Origin of the sequence: Saccharibacillus sp. CPCC 101409, from assembly GCF_030518235.1 — a bacterium.
GTDB lineage: Bacteria > Bacillota > Bacilli > Paenibacillales > Paenibacillaceae > Saccharibacillus.
The window spans coordinates 15,408-31,684 of the sequence record NZ_JAULSA010000011.1; the positions used below are offsets into that span (position 1 = coordinate 15,408).

At 48.5% G+C, this 16,277-nt stretch carries 14 protein-coding genes; 2 read left to right on the top strand and 12 right to left on the bottom strand.

The window, feature by feature from the left end; genetic code table 11:
* Positions 1-4: 4 nt before the first annotated feature.
* Both QWJ34_RS19790 and QWJ34_RS19795 read left to right on the top strand, forming a co-directional pair.
* Entirely contained in the window at positions 5-970 is a 966-nt protein-coding gene (locus QWJ34_RS19790) for a glycosyltransferase family 2 protein (RefSeq protein WP_302730515.1), read from the top strand.
* Positions 967-2,262: a hypothetical protein gene (locus QWJ34_RS19795; protein ID WP_302730517.1), complete on the top strand. Its 1,296-nt coding sequence runs from the start codon at positions 967-969 to the stop codon at positions 2,260-2,262. Before QWJ34_RS19790 ends, QWJ34_RS19795 begins: the two co-directional genes overlap by 4 nt.
* Positions 2,263-2,266: 4 nt before the next feature.
* Here QWJ34_RS19795 and QWJ34_RS19800 read toward each other — a convergent pair whose 3' ends face one another.
* From QWJ34_RS19800 to QWJ34_RS19855, 12 genes are all read right to left on the bottom strand, one after another.
* On the bottom strand, positions 2,267-2,839 hold the full coding sequence (locus QWJ34_RS19800; RefSeq protein WP_302730519.1) for a sugar transferase: 573 nt from the start codon (positions 2,837-2,839) through the stop codon (positions 2,267-2,269).
* Positions 2,840-2,844: 5 nt separating this feature from the next.
* Entirely contained in the window at positions 2,845-3,795 is a 951-nt protein-coding gene (locus tag QWJ34_RS19805) for an NAD-dependent epimerase/dehydratase family protein (RefSeq protein ID WP_302730521.1), read from the bottom strand.
* Between the two features lie 21 nt (positions 3,796-3,816).
* Positions 3,817-4,929, bottom strand: coding sequence for a non-hydrolyzing UDP-N-acetylglucosamine 2-epimerase (gene wecB, locus QWJ34_RS19810; RefSeq protein ID WP_302730734.1), 1,113 nt, complete (start codon positions 4,927-4,929; stop codon positions 3,817-3,819).
* Positions 4,930-4,974: 45 nt separating this feature from the next.
* Entirely contained in the window at positions 4,975-6,045 is a 1,071-nt protein-coding gene (locus QWJ34_RS19815; RefSeq protein ID WP_302730523.1) for a polysaccharide biosynthesis protein, read from the bottom strand.
* On the bottom strand, positions 6,032-6,940 hold the full coding sequence (locus QWJ34_RS19820) for a dTDP-4-dehydrorhamnose reductase family protein (RefSeq protein WP_302730525.1): 909 nt from the start codon (positions 6,938-6,940) through the stop codon (positions 6,032-6,034). Before QWJ34_RS19820 ends, QWJ34_RS19815 begins: the two co-directional genes overlap by 14 nt.
* A 1-nt stretch (position 6,941) precedes the next feature.
* Complete coding sequence (locus QWJ34_RS19825) at positions 6,942-8,189, bottom strand: glycosyltransferase family 4 protein (protein ID WP_302730526.1); 1,248 nt, start codon at positions 8,187-8,189, stop codon at positions 6,942-6,944.
* A 19-nt stretch (positions 8,190-8,208) separates the two neighbouring features.
* Positions 8,209-10,131: a polysaccharide biosynthesis protein gene (locus tag QWJ34_RS19830; protein ID WP_302730528.1), complete on the bottom strand. Its 1,923-nt coding sequence runs from the start codon at positions 10,129-10,131 to the stop codon at positions 8,209-8,211.
* A 60-nt stretch (positions 10,132-10,191) separates the two neighbouring features.
* Positions 10,192-11,139, bottom strand: a complete 948-nt coding sequence (locus QWJ34_RS19835) for an NAD-dependent epimerase/dehydratase family protein (RefSeq protein ID WP_302730530.1) — start codon at positions 11,137-11,139, stop codon at positions 10,192-10,194.
* 14 nt (positions 11,140-11,153) lie between these two features.
* The gene (locus tag QWJ34_RS19840; RefSeq protein ID WP_302730532.1) at positions 11,154-12,305 is read right to left on the bottom strand and encodes a glycosyltransferase family 4 protein; all 1,152 of its coding nucleotides are present in this window, start codon (positions 12,303-12,305) and stop codon (positions 11,154-11,156) included.
* The gene (locus QWJ34_RS19845) at positions 12,302-13,606 is read right to left on the bottom strand and encodes a hypothetical protein (protein WP_302730533.1); all 1,305 of its coding nucleotides are present in this window, start codon (positions 13,604-13,606) and stop codon (positions 12,302-12,304) included. Before QWJ34_RS19845 ends, QWJ34_RS19840 begins: the two co-directional genes overlap by 4 nt.
* A gap of 26 nt (positions 13,607-13,632) precedes the next feature.
* The gene (locus QWJ34_RS19850; RefSeq protein WP_302730534.1) at positions 13,633-14,556 is read right to left on the bottom strand and encodes a glycosyltransferase; all 924 of its coding nucleotides are present in this window, start codon (positions 14,554-14,556) and stop codon (positions 13,633-13,635) included.
* A 76-nt stretch (positions 14,557-14,632) separates the two neighbouring features.
* Entirely contained in the window at positions 14,633-16,198 is a 1,566-nt protein-coding gene (locus QWJ34_RS19855) for an oligosaccharide flippase family protein (RefSeq protein ID WP_302730536.1), read from the bottom strand.
* Positions 16,199-16,277: the final 79 nt, after the last annotated feature.

Here is a 16,277-nt window from a genome sequence, read left to right on the forward strand (position 1 = left end):
TTCCATGTCGTTGCATCCTTCAGAAAAACAACCGTTGGTTACCATTATTACGCCCGCTTATAATCAGGCCGAATTTCTGGAAGAAACGATTGACAGCGTGCTGGCGCAGCGATACCCGCATATTGAATATATCGTGATTGACGACGGCTCTACCGATACAACTCCCGAAGTTCTTGGCCGATATAAAAACCGCGTCCGTATTATCAGTCAATCGAACCTCGGACAGTCTTTGACTCTGAACCAGGGATGGAGTCTGGCCAACGGCGAGATTGTCGGTTATTTAAGTTCCGACGATATCCTGCATCCCTGGTCGGTAGAAGAAACAGTGAATGCTCTGCTCTCAAGTCCGGAAGCGGTGGTTGCTTTCCCGGATTGTGATTTGATCGACCCCAATTCCCGTACGATTCGAAGCTCGATTTGTCGCGAATTCGATTACGAAGCACTGGTCCGGGATCAGGAATGTTATATCGGAGTAGGCGCTTTATTCAAAAGAGATCTGCTCGAACGCGTCGGAGGCTGGAGGCCGGATCTTGTACTTGCTCCGGACCGTGAATTCTGGATGAGGGCGGGACTGATCGGATCATTTATTATGGCGCCTCGTGTCTGCGCGCTGTATAGAATGCATCCCAAATCCCTGTCTTATTTCAAGATCGACGAGTACTCGGCTACCGAATATGTACGGGTCATGGATGCTTATTTCCGGCGAGACGATGTTCCGGATACGTTGCTTCGGCAGAAATGCGTATGCTACGGTAACGCGCATCTGGTATCGGCCCGAATTCATTTGCGGGGCGGGCGTATGAAGCGATGTGTGGAGGAGATCAAAACCGCTTATTCTTACAATAATAAAATCCGGCTCGGCCCGGCTTTATTAATGATGCTCCGCACTTCCGTAAGCCGTTCGATGCATCGGATGATATGGAACGCTCGCAAGCTTGCATCAAAGAAAAATGGAGGTTCGCAATCATGAACTCCATTCTCGTATACGCTCTTTATACACTGAGCCTTCTGCTTACTCTTATTCCTTTGTTGTTAATCTTATTGACGAAAACGATCCGGCTTTACTTTGTTTACTTCATTGCCGTTTCCGGATTTCTATTTCTGAATCTAATCGGATCCCTGTCTTCGCGTATCGAACCCAAGATGCCCGAGTACTATGCCGTTTACTTTTTTGTGTCGATAATTTTCTTTCTCTTTTTCCTGATTCTTGTGCAGATTCGCCGCCGCTTCGTCAAAAGAACTCTTTCAACAGAGAAGGCGTCGAATACCGAATTTCCCGGTTTCCGGATATACGTTATCATTCTGTTTACCATAGCGTGTATATCGGTATTGTTATGCTCCTTGCTGTTAAGCCCGCCCCTGCTTCTTCGCTTCGATCTTTACGGACAGTGGAATGTGCTCGTCGACGAACGCGTGAGCATTGTCCTTTCCCCAAAATTCCACTGGTACGCACTTGGAATGTTCGAAGTCCCTTTATTTTTGGTGGTTCTTGCTTTTTCGGCCTATGCCGGAAGGAAACGGCTTCAGTTAAACATACCTCCCCGTTTCAGACACGGGATTTTCTCGATTGTCGCGGCTTCGATCTTATTTTCTCTTCTTCTGCTGAATAAGCAGTATGTCATGTATTTGTTTGCTTCGCTGGTATTCATCGTCGCGATTTACTCCAAGCGTCTGCCGTTAGTACGTATCGCCATTGCCGTTTTCGGTTCGTTCGTTCTTTTGATGCTTCTGTATATCGTTTATATGGGCGTCGATTCCTTGCCTTATTTGTCCGGCATTATCATCCATCGTATTTTCGAGGTATATCCTTTGGCTGCCGCAATCATGTTTCGAATTTTCCCTGCACAGCATCCGTTTCTTGACGGAACTTCGGTCGTGAACTTGTTCGGTCTATTCCCTTATACGCCGGTCAGCGTAGCAGATATGATCTACCCTTATATTTATGGCAATACGGGATACGGCAGCGCGCCGCTCCCGGCATTATTCGAAAACTATGCAAACTGGGGATGGGCCGGGATCGTATGGGGGACAGCGATAATTTGCGGCGTGATTCTTGCGGGTACTCTTTTATCCTGGACATCGAATTTTTTTCATTTTTCAGTGGCTGTATACATCGGAGTAAAAACGATTTTGTTCTGGCAGGCTCCTTTCTGGTTTGGAACGCTTGAACCCACGCTTATTTTTATGATTGCGATGCTGTACGTTCTGTACTTTTTTATCACTTGGCTGCATAAGTTTTTTCGCGGCGCTCGCTTTAAATAAAAACTCAACCTTTGATGTTTACGCCGCGAATAACAGAACCGAAAGTCTGGACAAGAATACGCGCATCGAGACAAAACGACATATTCCGCACATAAAAAAGATCATACTCCAGCTTCAGGATATCGTTTATGGAATCTCTCCCCAGAACCTGCGCGTATCCGGTCAAACCGGGCTTTGCCTCTACGATTCCCAGCCCAATCCGTTTTTCGTTAAGCCAGTACTGATTGTAAAGCGAAGGCCGAGGGCCGACAAACGACATTTCCCCGCGTAAAATATTGATCAACTGCGGAAGTTCGTCGAGACTCGTCCGGCGCAAAAGACCACCGATTCGAGTCAGATAGCGGCATGGTTCTTCAATTAAATCGGTAGCCAGCTCGGGCGTGCCGACTCGCATCGTTCGAAATTTGAGAATCGTAAAAAATCGTCCCGACTGTCCCAGTCTCCGCTGCATAAAGAAAACGGGGCCGGACGATTCCAACCGAATTGAAACGGCAACGATCAGAAGCAGAGGACTTAGCAGGACGATAAGCAAAAGCGCGGCTGCCGGATCGAAGAATGCTTTAACCCCTCTGTACATACTGCTCAGGCTCCTTTACGGGTTCGGATATACCATTCGACCGTCTGTTCAATCCCTTCTTTGAAAGTGTAAGGAGGCTTCCAACCCAGTTCTTCCTTAAATGAAACGTCACCGATAACGAGCGATCCGGTCAGACGTTCGACAAGCGCCTCGCGGCCGATTAATCGGCCGGCCGAAAGAAGCAGCTGAGGCGGAAAAGAAAACAGTCTGGCTTTTTTGCCTGCGGCATGAGCCAAAGAACGAATTAGTTCGACCGTTGAAATATCCTGAAAATCCGATACCGGGTAAATTTGTTTTGTGGGTCTATCGGCTTTTATTCCGTAAGCGAGCGCATCGGTCAAATTATTCACAAAAATAAAACTTCGGAGATTATCGATTCGAGCGAGCGGCAGCGGCATTCCGGTCTGAATCAGCCGCAGAAGCTGTAAAAAATTCGCGCGCACTTCGGGTCCGTATACAAGGCACGGCCTGATAATCAGTACTTCCATTCCGGAACGCGCCGATAATTCAAGCAGCTTGAGCTCGGCCTCTCTTTTGCTTAACGAATAAAAATCGCTGTTCGACGGCTCTTCACAAAAAAGATCCCGCTCCGGCACTTCGTTCGCTTTGATAGAACTTACAAACAGAAAGCGCCTGACGCCGGCTGCGGCCGCTTGCTCCGCAAGCCTGCAGGTCAGCTCGACATTTGCTTCTCTGAATTCCGTCAGCGGATCGGACGAAAGCTCTCGAACCTGGTGCACGCGAGCAGCAAGGTGTACGACGGTTTGCAGTCCTTCCATTAAATGAGCCGCATCGGCCGTCAGGTTCGGACATATATGAATTCTTGAATCCGCTACGGGTAAATCCCGGCATGGACGTCTTACCGCCGCGAGCACTTCGTAGCCGCGCGACGTTAAGTCGGCGCATAAGCGGCGCCCAACGAAGCCGTTCGCTCCCGTTACCATAACCTTTTCCATATCGTCCTCCCCTTCGGCGTTTTATTTATGCCAGACTGTGCGATTTACGTAATGCGTATAGCTCAGGATAATCTTCAGCACTTTCCACGACAATCCGTCTGCTTCGTAATCCGGTACGATTCGATAAGGAGACGGATTGCTTTCGAATGCCGAAACGGCTGCTTCGATCGCGGACAGAACCTCCTCGCGACGCAGGCCGGACATAATAAGCGTCCCTTCGTCCATGCCTTCGGGACGCTCATGCGCTTGACGAAGCGTCACGGCCGGAAATTGCAGCAGCGAAGCCTCTTCGGTGATTGTGCCGCTGTCCGACAGCGTGCAGTAAGCGTACTTTTGCAAATGAATATAATCGAAAAAGCCGAGCGGCTTGAGAAAACGAAGTTTCTCATCGCGGTGCGCGTCTTCCAACGTTTCGAGCTTTTTTCGGGTACGCGGATGAGTCGATACAATCAACGTCCGGTCGTAACGCTTCGCAACCGCTCCGAGCGTTTGCAATATTTCGCGAAGCCGTTCATCCGAATCGACATTTTCTTCGCGATGTATGCTAACGACGAAATATTCGTTTTTCTTCAGTTCGAGTTCTTCAAGTATGCGCGAATTTAGAATATCCGGCCGGTAATGCGTCAATACTTCTTTCATACTCGAGCCTACTTTAATGATCGTCTCCGGACGAATCCCTTCGGCAAGCAAATACCGCCTGGCATGTTCGGTGATCGTCATATTGATATCGCTTAGATGGTCTACGATTTTGCGATTGCTTTCTTCGGGAACTCTCTGATCGAACGAGCGATTTCCGGCTTCCATATGAAAAATGGGGATTTTCCGCTTTTTGGCGGAGATTGCCGACAAACAGCTGTTAGTATCTCCATAAAGCAGCAGCGCATCCGGTTTTTCGTTCTCGAACAAAAGATCCGCGCCCGAGATTACACCCGAAATCGTTTGGGCCGCCGTGTTTCCGGCCGCTTCAAGAAAAAAATCCGGTTTTCTTATGCGCATTTGACTGAAGAATATTTCGTTCAGTTCATAATCGTAGTTTTGTCCCGTATGGACCAGAATATGATCCATATGCTGATCCAGCAACGGGATAACACGCGAAAGCTTGATGATTTCAGGCCGCGTTCCGACAATAGTCATGACTTTCACCTTTTGCTCCTCCTCTCTATCCCGATCGATTGTCGTTTATCGCAGCAGCTCCGATTGGACATCGTATTCACTGCGGCTCGACGCCAATAATCCATGTTTGTTCAAGAGTTCGATCGTACCCGGCAAATCCAGCACGGTATCCGCCGAACTGAATTCCTTTTCGAGCAGCTTGGGCTGTGCTTGTATCCCGCTCAATTCCGGAAGAGAAGAGCGAATTGAAAAATAATCACCGTGAGGGATCGTGTAGTAAGCCTCTTCTTCCGAGATCAGGATTTCGTGCATCTTCTCTCCCGGCCGAATTCCTGTAGAACACACTTCGATATCGCGGTCTCCGATTAACGCCCTGGCTATATTAAATACAGTAGCGGAGAATGCGCGGGGAACGACGGTATCGCCCGGCAGCGCCCATTCCACCGCTTCAAATACCGTATCTACCGCTTCATTCAGACTGAGCAGAAAACGAGTCATTTCCGGCAGCGTGACGGTAACCGGTCCTCCGTGCAGAATCTGATTGCGAAACAATGGAATAACCGAGCCTCTTGAAGCCAGTACATTGCCGTAACGCACACATACGAACCTGGTGTCTTTATTCAGAACATTGGCCGAAAGAAGAATTTTTTCTTGAAGCGACTTAGTCATTCCCATAACGTTAACCGGCTTGCATGCTTTGTCGGTACTTACACCCACCACCGTCTGTACCGGGTAATCATTTTCCGTGATCGCCTGCACAATATTCGAAGCGCCCGTAACATTAGTCATAACGGCTTGCATAGGGAAATATTCACAGGTTGGTACCTGTTTAAGCGCCGCCGCATTAATTACGATATCGGCGTTCTTGAGTACCGAGCATACGTCTCTGTAATCTCGAACGTCGCCGATGCGAAACTCGAGACGCTGCATGAAGTTGCGGTAAATGACCTCATCCGTTGTGACCGAACGATTTTGAAACATCAGTCTCATCTCGTGCTGCTTGGCTTCGTCTCTTGAAAACACAATGATCTTGCGCGGGGTTCCTTTTTCGCCTCCCAACAAACGACGAACCAGCGTCTTTCCGAGCGATCCGGTCCCTCCCGTGACAACGACCGTTTTATCTTCAAATATAGACATCCGAAGCATCCCCCTGTCTGCGTTTGAACTTCTGATAGTCTTGGTACATATCCTCGATCAATTCATCCCATTGCGGCGGATTATAGCCGGCTGCGCGCCGGAATTTCGAAGAATCCAACGACCGGTTTTCTTTAAACTCCGCATAAGGCGCAATGTCCACATCCAAACCGTAACGAATCGCCACTTTCTTAAGCAATTCGTATTTCGAAATCGGCTTGGCGGAGATGTGGTATAGACCGTGCAGTTCGGGCGACGGAAAAATGTACCGTTGGATGATTCGGGAAAGTTCGACAGTCGGGAATCCGGAAAATACAGCTTGTGTATACCCGTTAATGCTTCCCTTTTGTCGTAATAGCCAGCCGACGAGACTTACATAATTTTTAAGTTCGTGCCCGATAATCGAAGTTCGCAGCGTCAGCACGCGTGCGCTGTCGACAATTTCGCCGAGCTGCTTGGTTCTTCCATACAAATCGGTTGCAGAAGTCGGATCGTTCTCCGTATACATCCCTTTTCGGCCGTCAAACACGCAGTCCGTACTGATATGGATCATACGGATATGCAGCTCTTCGCAAAGATTTGCTATGAGATGCGGAAACAAAGCATTGATTCGGATCGTTTTCACTGCATCTTCGGCTTCCGGCATTTGTTTGATAATTCCGATACAGTTGACGATAATATCCGGCCTCAACTCTCTGATTACGGTATAAATACTTTCCGGACGATCGGCATCGGCTCCGTTAAAAATACGATTCGCCTGCAACGCGGAACAGTTCCGGCTTATAAGGCCTTTCGATCTCACCGTCGCGTACACGTCATGCTCACCTTGCTCGTGCGTCAATGTAAACAGAGTATGGCCGAGCATGCCGCTTCCGCCCAGAATAAGCACTTTCGCCATATCAATTTTCTCCTTCCGCCGCAGGCTTGCGCCCCGCATAATCGCCGATCCAACCATCTAATTTGTCAATTAACATATTGCGTTCAAAATGCGCCCTATAATAAGCGATGCCGCTTTCTCCCATAGCCAGTCTTTCTTCTACGGATAGCGCCTTCATTTGCAGTGCAGCTGCGGCCAATGCTGTCGGAGATTCGGCCGGACATACGATCCCTCCGCCCGAGTCCCGCAGAATTCGTGCTCCTTCCCCATCCAGCGCAGCGATAACGGGCCTACCGCAGGCAAGATAAGATTGCAGCTTACTCGGGATTGTAAGATTGAATAAAGGACTTTTCTTCAAGGTTACCAGCAGAGCATCCGCTTTGGCGAAAAAGTCCGGCATCCGTTCCGGCGGAAATCGACCGAGCAGATGAACGCTCTGCTGAAGTCCCCGGTTTACAATCTCCTGTTCCAGCCAACCTCGCATTCTGCCGTCTCCGAGAAATACCCACTGTATATCCGAATGTTCCCGCAATTCCCCGGCCGCATCCAGAATAGTCCGAATATCCTGGGCGGCGCCAAAATTTCCGGCAAACATAATTTTGAATCCTTCAGGCATTTGTATACTTTCGCTAACCGACGACGCCGTATTCAAAGGCCTGTAATACGATTCGGCCCAATTGGGATAATAAACGATCTTATCCGGCGGAGCTCCAAACGCTTCGATGCTTTCACGAAAGCGTAAAGACTGGGCAAGAAGTAGGTCGCTGTTTCGGTACAGGTAGCGTACGCCTTTTGCCACGTAATCGAGAATCCGGGGCGAACGGACCGACCCGGCTTCCATCAGACTTTCAGGCCAGAGATCCTGTATCCAGAAAAATAAAGGGGCCCGCTTAATTTTCTTCATCAGCACGGCGGGAAATCCTACCGTTATCGGCGAAGGTTCGTAAACAAAAATCAGATCGAATGCTCCTCTGCAGCGCAGAGGGGCAGCAACGCTGGCGGATAAACAAAAAGAAACGTAATTCAACAGCAGCCTTATCCCGCTTCCCGTCCCTCTTGGAATAAGCGGCACGCGCAGAACCCGAACTCCACGATAGTTTTCCGTCGCCTTCTTCCAAAAGCCGTAGCCGTCAAAAAAACGTCCGGAGGGATAATTGGGTTTTCCCGTCAAAACGACGACTTCGTGTCCTTTTTCCTGAAGGCCCAGCACCAGATCGTTCACTTTAAAATTTTCCGGCCAAAAATACTGTGTGACTACCAGAATGCGCATGTGCGTGCCTCCTTGGCGTTCAGGTTCTATGCGGCTGTAAAGCAATCGAATTTTCTTGTCGGGAAATTTCCGTTTCGATCCCGATCTCCCGTATGGATGGCATACAATAGGTCGGCACCAGCTTGTGCAGCAGCTCGCGGACGGTTTGCGTCATTCGTTCGTTTTGATCGCTCTCACACAAAATCCGCAATAGGTCCAAATTTTCTTCAAAAGCGCTATCTTGAATCTCTGCGGCACGACTGATATAAATCTTGTCGTGTTTAGTTGCGGCGGCTCCTTCTTCGGGACTCAGAATTTCTTCATACAATTTCTCTCCCGGGCGAATACCGGTAAAACGAATTTCAATATCTTTTTCCGGTTCCAGACCCGACAATGTAATAAGGTCGCGCGCCAAATCCGCAATACGGACCGGTTTGCCCATATCGAGAATGAACAATTCCCCGCCTTCCGCAAAAGCGCAGGCCTGAATCACAAGCTGAACCGCCTCGGGAATAGTCATGAAGTAACGAACCATATCGGGATGAGTAACGGTAACGGGACCGCCTCTTGCAATCTGGTCTTTGAATATAGGCACTACGCTTCCCCTGCTCCCCAATACATTGCCGAAGCGTACCGAAGCAAAAACGGTCCCGCTATGCTTTTGCAGCCGATACACAATAGATTCGGCCGCTTTTTTAGTCGCGCCCATCACACTGCCGGGATTCACCGCTTTATCGGTAGAAACGAGCACAAAATGTGCAGCTCTATAGTGATCGGCACATTCCGCAACATTTCGCGTACCGAAAATATTGTTCTTAATCGCTTCAATCGGATTGGCTTCCATTAAGGGAACGTGCTTATGGGCCGCCGCATGAAAAACGACCTCGGGCAGACATCGGGCAAATACGGCTTCCAATCCCTTTCGATCCTGTATGTTAACGATTACGGCTTCGACCGCGACATCTTCGAATTTTCGCTTAAGTTCCTGTTGGATCGTATAAATACTGTTCTCCCCGCGGCCGAGCAGGATAAGTCTTTCCGGCTGGAAGCCGCAAAGCTGCCGACTCAATTCCGAGCCGATCGACCCGCCGGCTCCGGTAACCAGCACGGTCTTGCCAGTTACCGTTCTACGAATGGCATTGGAGTCCATTTGTACAGGGTCTCTCCCCAACAAATCTTCGACGCTGACATCGCGTATCGCGTTTACACCGGCGGTTCCGTGGATCAAATCGATCATTCTGGGTACTGTCTTGAGCGTGCATCCCGTCAACCGACAGATATCGACGATCTCTCTCATATCGCGCTCGCTGACGACGGGAAGAGCGAGGATGATCGTTTGAATATTCAGGCGCTGCACAATCCCCGGAATATCTTGTCGGCCTCCCAGTACAGGCAGACCCATGATCTCCATATTGTGTTTTCTTCTTGCATCGTCGATAAACGCGACCGGATAGAATGAGGTCTCGACTTTTGAACGTCCAAGTTCTTTTACAATCAGCGTTCCCGCATCGCCGGCTCCGAAAATGAGCGCTTTGCGCTGCCCCGGATGAATTTTGTTTCGGGAGCCCTCAGCCCGATTCATCAGAAACCGGGCGCTGAGAATCCCGATGATTGAAAAAGGCACGACCATAATCGGAATGCTCCTTGGAACCACAAAAGACGGATTTATGTAACCGGCGCCCGAAAAAACGATATAAGCGAGCCCTCCGGCCAAAAACAAGTATTCAATCAAGCCGAAGATATCTTTGATTTCGGCATACCTCCAGGATTTTTTATAAACTTTGTGATGGATAAACAAAGAGAAGAACAAGATCTCGTAGACCGGAACGACATACTTGATCGCTTTTGCATACTCCGGCGGAATATTTCCATCGAATCTTAGAGCGTAAGCGAGCAGGACGGCCAGCGCCATCGCCGCTCCGTCGAATAACAGCAAAGGAACGAAATACCGGTTTCTAATCATGGGCATTCTCCCCGGGCGCAGCGTCTTCGTCGTCGGTCTGCACCGGCGAGAAAAAGCAGCCTATTTTTTTAGAGAGCGGAGTGTCTCGCTTAAAGCCTCGCTTACTGTATAAGGAAGGCGCGCAAGCAGTTCCCGGTTAATCGGTTCAATCGGATAATCGATTTGCTTATTCAGATTACGCAGGCTGCGGACGCCGCTGTGTTTGAACAAACCCGAAAAGCGAAGAAGATTCACGGCGATAATCGCGCTTTTCACGACCAACGAAGGAACGGGAATAAGCAGGCAGCGGACATGAATTTGTTCTCGAATGTATCGGCAGATACAAAGCAGCGTCCAGGGATCCTCGTCGCGGGCAACAAGCACGCTGTCGTCGTACAGGCCAAACCGCACGGTTTCTCCGACGACAAAAACAAGATTTTTTATATAAATCATAATTCGCTTACGGCGGCCGGCATGGGGCAGAAGAATTGCGCCCCGCCTTATCGAATCGATGAGAGCAAGCAGATGTCCGCCCGGTTCGCCGATTCCATATACCATAGTCGGACGAATAACTACGCACCGGATACGATGCTTCTGGCAAAAAGACAATACTTCCGCTTCAGCGTGCCGTTTACTTTGTTCGTAAGCATCGTTGCAATTTCCATTATAAACCACAACGCTGCTAAGATATATGAATTTATCTATTTGAAGTTCTTTTGCTAAATTCAAAGATTTATATGTTGCTTTTGCATTATTTAACCACAATATGTCATTCGAAGCGCCGCCTGCAGGAATATGCGCTTGTCCGGCGGCATGCACGCAAATATCGGCTCTGCCTCCAGGAAGAAGGTGCTGAAAATCCGAAGACTTCATATCGTTTAAATCGCCTTCGATATACGCTAGATTGGAAGCGACTCGTTTCGATCGAAAATGCCTGCCGAACGCCAGCACAAAATGATCGCGCAGCAAATCTTCCAACAGCGCACTTCCGATAAAACCGCTCGCTCCCGTCAGCATCACTGTCTTCATCGCCGGTCATCTCCCTAGTCGAACAGAATACGATACCCTTCTTCCGCCCGAGAATACCGCTGATATTCGCGGGTATATTGAAAAGCGCTTCTGGACAAGCGTTCGAATTCTTCGAAGTCCATTTCCGCCGCATTCTTCAGCGCATCGACGAATTCATTCGGATATTGAAGACGACGGACAAAACCCGCATGACGCTCTTCGATATCGTTCCACGGCGTTCGATCCGAAACGAGTACAGGACATCCGTACTGCATCGCTTCGAATATGGCATGACCGAACCCCTCGCCGAGAGTCGGCAAATAAAAAAGATGAGCCCGCTGCAGTTCCTCCCCAATCTCGCAATGAGGGATCTCCCCGCCGTAAACGGCTGTTATATTGGAGGGAAGCGAGTCGATCAGACGTTTGCATTCGAGCCAATAATTCGAATCTTCGATAGGGCCGCGAATACGAAAAGTAATCCGTGCATTTATGCCGCGAAGCGAATTCAGAGCAAATTTCAGATTCTTCATAGGCGAAATCCGCGATAAAAACAAGATGTTCAAACAACCGGCGGATTTATCCCGGAACGGAAAAATATCCGGAAAATGAACAGTCGAGGCCAGGTCGGGAGCGATCACAATTTCGGCTTTACTACCAAAGATACGGCGAATCTCGGAGGCCTCCTGAGTGCTCGAAGCCTGCCAGACGACGAATCGGTAAAAACCGAGAAAACGCGCGACCGCCAGATACATCTTTTTTTTAGAAGCTTTAACGGATAACGCGCCGCTGGTAAACTCTCCTCTAGGCGCAACGACGACCCTTTTGCCGGAGCGAGAACAGCGCAGAATATGTAAAATTAACGGACGGATAGAAAAAGAATATGAAAAAAAACTATTTATATAAAGAACATCGTAAGACGTTTCCCGCATGATTGTCCAAAATTTTTTAGAGCTTAGTTTTTTTAAATATAAGGTATTCGCTACCCCTTCGTTCCACGTTCCAAGAGGCAAGTTGTAAGGCGTGGAATCGCCCAGATCCCTGTCGGAAGTCACAATTTTAAATCGGTATTCCCCGCCCAGAACCGAAACGACGTTACTTACGGTTGTAATGGGGCCGCCCGCTTTGTAGCCGGGCAGGTAATACTGTACCAGCGTCAGCACCGCTCTCGGTTTTCCGGAATGTTTCATCCTTCCCTCTCCTTATCTGCCAGCAGTCTTCGCGAAACATGGTTTTCTCGACTCACTATCCATTTGCCGATAAATAAACAGATCAGAAATACGCACAGCGTGGGATCGAACAAGCCGAACCAGAATGGAGCCTGCCAGAGCAAAAGGGTCTTGATCGAAAGGTAGACGGCCATCCATGCGTAAAACGGCTCCGGCGACCAGGATAACAAAGTGATAATCCAAATCGCAAGCAGCATCAATACGATCCCTATGCAAATCCCCCACCAGCCAAAATTCACATAGTTCTCATAGATGGCCGCAAGCGGAGCATTGCCTCCCTGGTCTTTATAAATAAAAGGATAGATCAGCAGATCGACCCTGATTTGACGATAGGGAAACAAATGATCCGGATTCACAAAAGAAGTACCGTGCAGGAAAGAAATATATTCGGGAAAAAGCCAGAATGCGACTGCTCCTCCCCATGCATAAACTTCGAATAAACGATGAAAAACCGTTTGCGCAATAAATTTCACGGCGGCCTGCCCCAGATAAATCCAATATAGAAAAAAAAGCGAGCCGAATGCCGCAGCCGCAAGCGAAAAGAGCCTCTTTAAAGACAGCCGGTTGTCCGCGATCGTTCGAACCAGCAGCACAGCCGCCAATAAATACATTAAATACTGCTTATTCAAATATAGGATCGAGCCCAAAAGCGAACAAAAGACGACAATGCGATAAAACTTTCTCCAATACAGGGATTCGGCGCTCTGCCTATCGCGGTCAAGCAGCCGCATCATGCCTAACACAATTGTCAAAAATAGTGGAATTTCGAACAACCCTAAAGAAATCCAGTAAAATCCCGGCAAGCTCACGACTGCAGTTCGCGCCTGGATCAAAAGTCCCCAATCGCCGAAAAGATCGAAACGGAAAATCAGAGGCAGCGCGCCGAATATAAAAAACAGCAGCAGCGAGACGGCCGCGATTGTTCCAAGCAACCGGACATACGTTCTGATCCAAGAAGTATTCAGATCAATCGCGGAGAAACGCCGTTCGAACGTTTGCCATTGCCTCGTCGACGCCGCATGCCGTATAACCGGATAAAATGCGGCAAACGCGCAGGCAATCGCTAAATTTGCGATATAAAACGAAAGTTTTCCGTATGCCGTAACGTTCCTGGAAACACTTCCAATCACATTCAAAAACAAAAAGCCCGATGCTGCGATAAAATACACGAAATACTGCTGAAATTCTCTCCTTTTTAAAATAAGCAGAAGCGGAGCCGCCACCAATGCGGCTGTTATGATATACAAGATCACGATCAGCATACGGTTCCTCCTTCATATTGCTCGGTCTAAGTCTTTCTGCCGATTCGATACCAAAGTTTGTAGAACGATCTCGATAACAGCGCGTTGATTAACAGTTTGATCGTTCTGGGCTCGACCATCCCTAATGGATGCAAACGGAAAGCGTAAAAGATGTTTCTCGCTCCCGGAAGCGAACGATTCGAACGGATATGCAATCTGGCAGACATCAGATACGCATTGGACAATGAACGTTTCGAGTCTCCTCGAATCCTGTCGGGCATGCCGTTTTGCTGAGCGTAGAAGCGTTTGATAACTTCGACAGGTTCCTGCGCGCCGCGATAATCCGCTTTAGCGAAAGTCTGTGATTCTTCATGCACACGGTATAAAGCTCCTACTGAAGGAATATGCTTGAAAGGCCCGTGTATGCCCAACCGAATCCAGTAATCCAGATCGGGAATCTGGCGCAATCGCTCGTCCCATCCTCCAATCTTCTCGAATACGGAACGCCGAAAGAACACACCGGGACCGGGCTGACAGATCAAACGCACCACCATGTCCCAGTAATCGAATTCAGGAGTTTGAACGGTGCGAATCTTTTGGGAATACTCGTTGATCAAATCGTAATCGCAGTATGTAAGAATACAGGAATCATTTCCGTTCAAAAAGTCGACCGCGTCCTGTACGGCGCGCGGCAGCAGAGCATCGTCGGCGCTCAAATAAGAAAATATTTCTCCGGTGGCCGAAGCCCAACCTTTATTCAGAGTGGCCGATTGCCCGATATTCGCATGGCTGTTCCATTTAAATGCCGTGCCGTACTCCCGCAAAATTTCCGTGGTGCCGTCTGTAGAGCCGTCATCGAGTACAATCAGTTCGATATTTCCGTAACTTTGCGCGAGGACACTGTCGATAGCCGTTTTTAAGTACTGCGCATTATTATAAGTTGGAATTACGATGGATACCCGAAAGGTCATGCCCATTCCCCTTTCCGCTGCAGCTTTTGAATTTCAAAGCGCATATTCTTCGATTTGTCGCCGCATTTGTCTGCGCTTAATCTTCTTCGCGATTATTTTTGAAAAAGAAAGCCGACCTGCCGCCGGCAAACCTGCCGATAGAGCGCTTTACGATTTCGCGTTCGTCGTCGGTCAATACCCCAAAAACCGCAAGAAGCCCGGGATAAAGAAATATAAATAAAAATCCGCCGATTGAAAGCACGGCAAACGGGTTGAGCGGAAGCGGCAGAAGAAACCCTATTCTCAATGCAAAAAGCAGCATGACGGAAACGATAAACACAAAGGCAAGCCGGGCCGTAAGCACTTCTTTCAGACGCCATGCCAGTATTTTTCGCGACGACAAATAAATCAAAAGAATATAAACAACGAAGCTGGACAACGCAGAAATTCCCGCCGCGTAAATACCATAACTTCTAATCGAGTCGATATTAAAAACAATATTGAAAAGAGCGCTTAACCAGACAATGATCATCAAAGAAAGTGTCCTGTTCTTGATTTCGTGTCCTTTTTGACCGTAAAGAGCAAAATTCCAAATCAGCATTCCCGCGGTTAAAAGAGGCATAAGCGGCGAATAGACCGAAAATTCTTCTCCCAGAAACACCTGAACGGTTTCGGCATGAAAAACAATAGCGAACGCCAGCAGCGGAACTGCAATCAGCAGAAAATACCGGCTGAAGCCGGAAATACGAAGCTGAAGCTCATCGTCGCTCTCTTGTTCGGCCGCGCGCATCAATACCGGATGAGCAACAACCAAAAGCGGAGCGGCGCACAAATTCACCAAACCGGCAACCAAAGCATAAATCCCTCCGTATATGCCAACCGCCCCGGTGTCCAAAAGCCATTGAATCAGGTAACGATCGGAGCCCGTCAGAATCAGCGTTCCGATCAGCCAGCCGATCATAGGCATTCCGTAGCGCAGCATCAACGTGCCAAAGAAGCGGAAAGCCTGAAAATAATCGATCATCGGCGGCGGTCTAAGCCGCATTCCGGACGCTCTTACCATCGGTGCGCAGACCAAAACAAGAGCCAGTAAATAGCCGTAAATCACTGCGTTTACAGACCGCGATACAAAAACCAACAAGCCGAGAGCGAAAGCCAGTTTTAAAATGGAAACGGCAATCTGGCAGATCCGGTACATTCGGACTTTAAAGTTAGATTGGAACAACGCAGACAGCAAGAAAAATAGGCTTTGAAAGAGCATCAGACCAAAAAGAGGCCAGTATAGCATACGCCAGTCTGAAAATAGAGCAAAAAACGGAACGTAAAAACCTAACGCCGCTATGAGAAGAGAAGTGAAAAAAAGCAGAAGAAATAGGAGCAAAAAATGAAGAAATAGAGCTTCTTCTTCCCGCGCTTGATAAAGCGGCAGGTAACGTTGAACAGACTGTCCCAGCCATTGCGAGACGATTCCTGTTCCGATATTGAGCGTATTAAGCACCAGTATCCATTGTCCGTAAGTCTCCAAACTAAATAAGCGCGGAAAGATAAGCAGGGTGACGATATTCAAAAGCGCAGGGATTAAAAGAGCCGGTATATACGATAATACATCCCGCAGCATATTCCGTTCGGCGGGATTTACGGATTTCAACGGAATTTCGCTCATGTACACCCACCTATGGAATAGTATGTAATTCTCCTGCGACAAGTATAACGGGATTAAAAGAAGGAAGCAACTCCGGATT